This window comes from Bradyrhizobium sp. MI1.7, assembly GCF_055811795.1.
Genome location: NZ_JBVVPO010000151.1, coordinates 1 through 3,238, shown reverse-complemented (window position 1 = coordinate 3,238; position 3,238 = coordinate 1). Strand labels below are relative to the sequence as shown.

Annotated in this window: 3 protein-coding genes and 1 pseudogene; 3 read left to right on the top strand and 1 reads right to left on the bottom strand. The window is 64.7% G+C overall.

The features are described from left to right. The 3 genes and pseudogenes from AC0L3X_RS46310 to AC0L3X_RS46300 all read left to right on the top strand — a co-directional run. Nucleotides 1–957 (top strand): aspartate-alanine antiporter-like transporter (locus AC0L3X_RS46310; RefSeq protein WP_473317542.1); only part of this gene is annotated, 957 nt, incomplete at its 5' end. A 115-nt stretch (nt 958–1,072) separates the two neighbouring features. After that, a pseudogene (locus tag AC0L3X_RS46305) lies at nt 1,073–1,391 on the top strand (dienelactone hydrolase); the annotation flags it as partial. A 30-nt stretch (nt 1,392–1,421) separates the two neighbouring features. Beyond that, nucleotides 1,422–1,640 carry a hypothetical protein gene (locus AC0L3X_RS46300; RefSeq protein WP_187387978.1) on the top strand — a complete coding sequence of 73 codons (219 nt, stop codon included), beginning with the start codon at nt 1,422–1,424 and terminating at the stop codon, nt 1,638–1,640. An 82-nt stretch (nt 1,641–1,722) separates the two neighbouring features. Here the strand turns inward: AC0L3X_RS46300 and AC0L3X_RS46295 are convergent, their stop codons facing one another. Next, nucleotides 1,723–2,874 (bottom strand): AI-2E family transporter, encoded by a 1,152-nt coding sequence (locus tag AC0L3X_RS46295; protein ID WP_084795347.1) that lies wholly within the window; start codon nt 2,872–2,874, stop codon nt 1,723–1,725. Between the last annotated feature and the right edge of the window lie 364 nt (nt 2,875–3,238).

Here is a 3,238-nt window from a genome sequence, read left to right as displayed (position 1 = left end):
CGCTCTCCGGGGGGGGGGGGGGGCCTCCGCGCCCCCCCCCCCCCCCACCCCACCCCCCCCCCCCCCCCCCCGCCGCCCCCCCCCCCGCGAACCGCTGCCCTCGTCGCGGCAAAGCCGGTCATCGGCAAGGAAATCGATGCCGACGAAATCCTGAAGGCAATTCCGGGCAATGTGATCGACGTCCTCGTCGACAGCCGCCATCTCCATGGCCGATCGATCAAGGAGATCGCCGAACGCGTCGGCAACGACGCACGCGGCGTCTATCTCCGCACGCTGACCCGGATGGGCCGCGAGGTCCCGTTGGGCCCGGACACCCGCGTCTATGTCGGGGACGTCATGACGCTCGTCGGCAGCACTCGCAACATCGAGCGTGCCGCCACGAAGGTCGGGCAGATCCTGCGCTCCGGCGACCGCGCCGACATCGCCTTTCTCGCAACCGGCATCGCCGCGGGCCTCCTCGCGGGTCTCGTCAGCCTCAGGGTCGGCGGCATCCCGCTGACCTTGGGCGGCGGCGGCGGCGCGCTGATCGCTGGCCTCGTCTGCGGCTGGATGCGGTCGCGCCGGCCGACCATCGGAGCGTTACCACGCGCGGCACAGCAGACACTGAGCGATCTCGGGCTCGGTGGCTTCATCGCAGCCATCGGGCTCGGCAACGGAGCCGCGGCCTGGGCTGCGATACAGGCGCACGGGGCGTTGCTGGTGGGCATGGGCCTGGTCGTCACGCTGGTGCCGCTGATCGTCGCGACACTGTTTGCGCGCTATGTGTTGCACATGAATCCGGTCATCACCTGCGGGGCGCTGGCCGGCGCCATGACCGTCGATGCTGCGGTGACCGGAGCCTGCGAAGTCGCCGAGAGTCAGACCCCAGTACTCGGCGTCGCAGTGCCCTACGCCATCGGCAACGTCGTCCTGACTGTGCTCGGCCCGATCATCGTGGCGCTCACTTATAACGGCTGACGGAGGCGACGATGCGTACGCAGTTGGCCGCAATCTTCCGACCGCTCTTGACGGCTTTGGTTCTCCTTGCCGCCTTCGGCTTGCCGGCCCTCGCCGAAGACAATGTCCGTCTCCAGCGATCATCACCTTTGCAGCAGGTCGCGGCGGTCGCGTCGACGGCAAGCCCAACAACAACTGCGCGCCGGACAGACTGGTCGAAGCGACCGCGGATTTCGGCCCTACCTCGCGGGTGCCATGCTGTGGTTCTATATCGAGACGTTCTTTGGCCCGGCGTTGTTGAAGCGCATGCATGAGGCTTTCACTGCGGCCGGCGGCAGGGCCGATATCATCTGATGCCGCCCTTCGGCAATGAGGGGCATTTCTTCGTCGGCTCGACCGACACAATTCCGATGTGGTCACCGCTCGTCGAAAAATCCCTCAACGCGCATAAATAGTTACGGAGGGTGGCGCCTGGAGACGCAACCATGATCAACGCCCCTTCAACGCCATGGCCCGGGCACGCTCGCACCTTCCTGTTGATTTTGTTCGCAGCGGCCATTGCCGGACCAGCTTCGGTCCAGAACGCCGCGGCGCAAAAGCAGGCCTCTGAGGCGAAGCCCGCCGAGATCGCCCCTCGCGGGCAGCGCGGAGCCAAAGACATCACCTTCGGAGACTGGCAGAAGCTCTATGTTGATCACTGTTGATCACGCTGATGACGGTGCCGAGGAACTGGACTGCCATCGCGTGCTCCCATGGCGGACTCGGCCATGCTCCTGGTTTCGTCGGTCAGCGATTGTTATCCGGCGAAGGGGATGATGAGACGCCTTGATGCAGATCAAGAGAGCGCGGCGGCCCATAGCCAACATCTCCCCGCTGCGGAGCGCGTTCGGTACGGATCCAGGCAACCGTCAGCTCCCAAGCCACCGACAGAATGATCGGTCCGATGAAGAGGCCGATGATGCCGTGGACGAGGGTTCCCCCGATCACCCCGATCAGGATGACGAGCGCGGGTGTGGTCAGGCCTCGCCCCATGACGAGCGGCTTTAGGATGTTGTCGAGCACAGATACGATCGCGAGAAACACCGTCAGCAGAAGCGCGATCGGGAATTCCTTGTCAGTCCAGATCCAGATAATGACCGGCAGGATGACGATCGTTCCGCCGATCTGCACGATCGACAGCAATAGCACCACGAACGCCAGTAGTCCCGCGCTGGCGATACCGGCCAGCTTGAACCCAATGCCGGCGAGCAAGGATTGGACGATCGCGACGCCGATCACACCCTGCGCGACCGCACGGATGGTGGTACCCGCGAGGTCCAGAAAGTGCTCGCTCTGGTCGGGCACGATCTGTGACAGAAAGTCACGACCCGCGGCCACGAGTTGCGGGCCATATGGAAACACGACGCCAGCCACGACCACGGACAGCAGGAACTTCACGGTCCCCACACCGGCATTGCCGGCAAATCCGAGCAAGGTCGTCGCGAAGGGCTTGAGATACGGCACCACTTCGCGCAGAAGCGAACGCAGATTGGTCGAGGCCTGATCCCAGAGATCGAAGAGCCGAGGCCCGACGAGTGGCCAATCCTTGATCGATTGAGGTGGCGACGGAACCAACACCTCGCCGGCGGTCATTTGGCCGGCAAGATCCCTGATCCCGTCGACTGCGCCCATGCCGAGCCACGTCGCGGGCCCAATGACAACGGCGAGACTGATAAGGGTTAGGATCGCTGCCGCAAGTTTCGGCCGGTCGCCGAGGATTTTGGCAAGGCGCTGAAACACCGGATTAAGCGCGACGGCGAGCACGACACTCCAGGCCAGGATTGGCACGAACGGACGGATCAGGAGCAGTGTCCAGACGATCAGGACCGCGAGCAACCCCAGCCGGATCACAAGCTGGATGACCTCGTCTCCGAAGATGATCTGGCGGAGTGTTCTCACGGACGCGCCTTCAGCCTTGGCCACGCATGTTGCGGGTGAGTGAGCTAGTTCCCCCTCTCGCGCGGAGGTCTTGATCCAGATCAAGCGACCACGACCGGCCGGGAGGCCCTTGGGCGGGATCGGGCAAGTGCGTCGCCCGGCCTCTCGACACCGGAGTCCGCATGTCGGTCACCAGTGCACGAGAGCACTTGCGCGACGGCAGTCCGGTCGAAGTTCGCGCGCTTCGGCCGGAGGACGAGGCCGACATGCTCGCCGCACTAGACCAAGCGAGCCCGCAGTCGTTGCAGCGTAAGCGATGTTCTCAGGCCACGCGCCAGCGTTCTTGGGTAGCGAGATAGGCCCAGGGTAGCAGTTCGTCGATCTG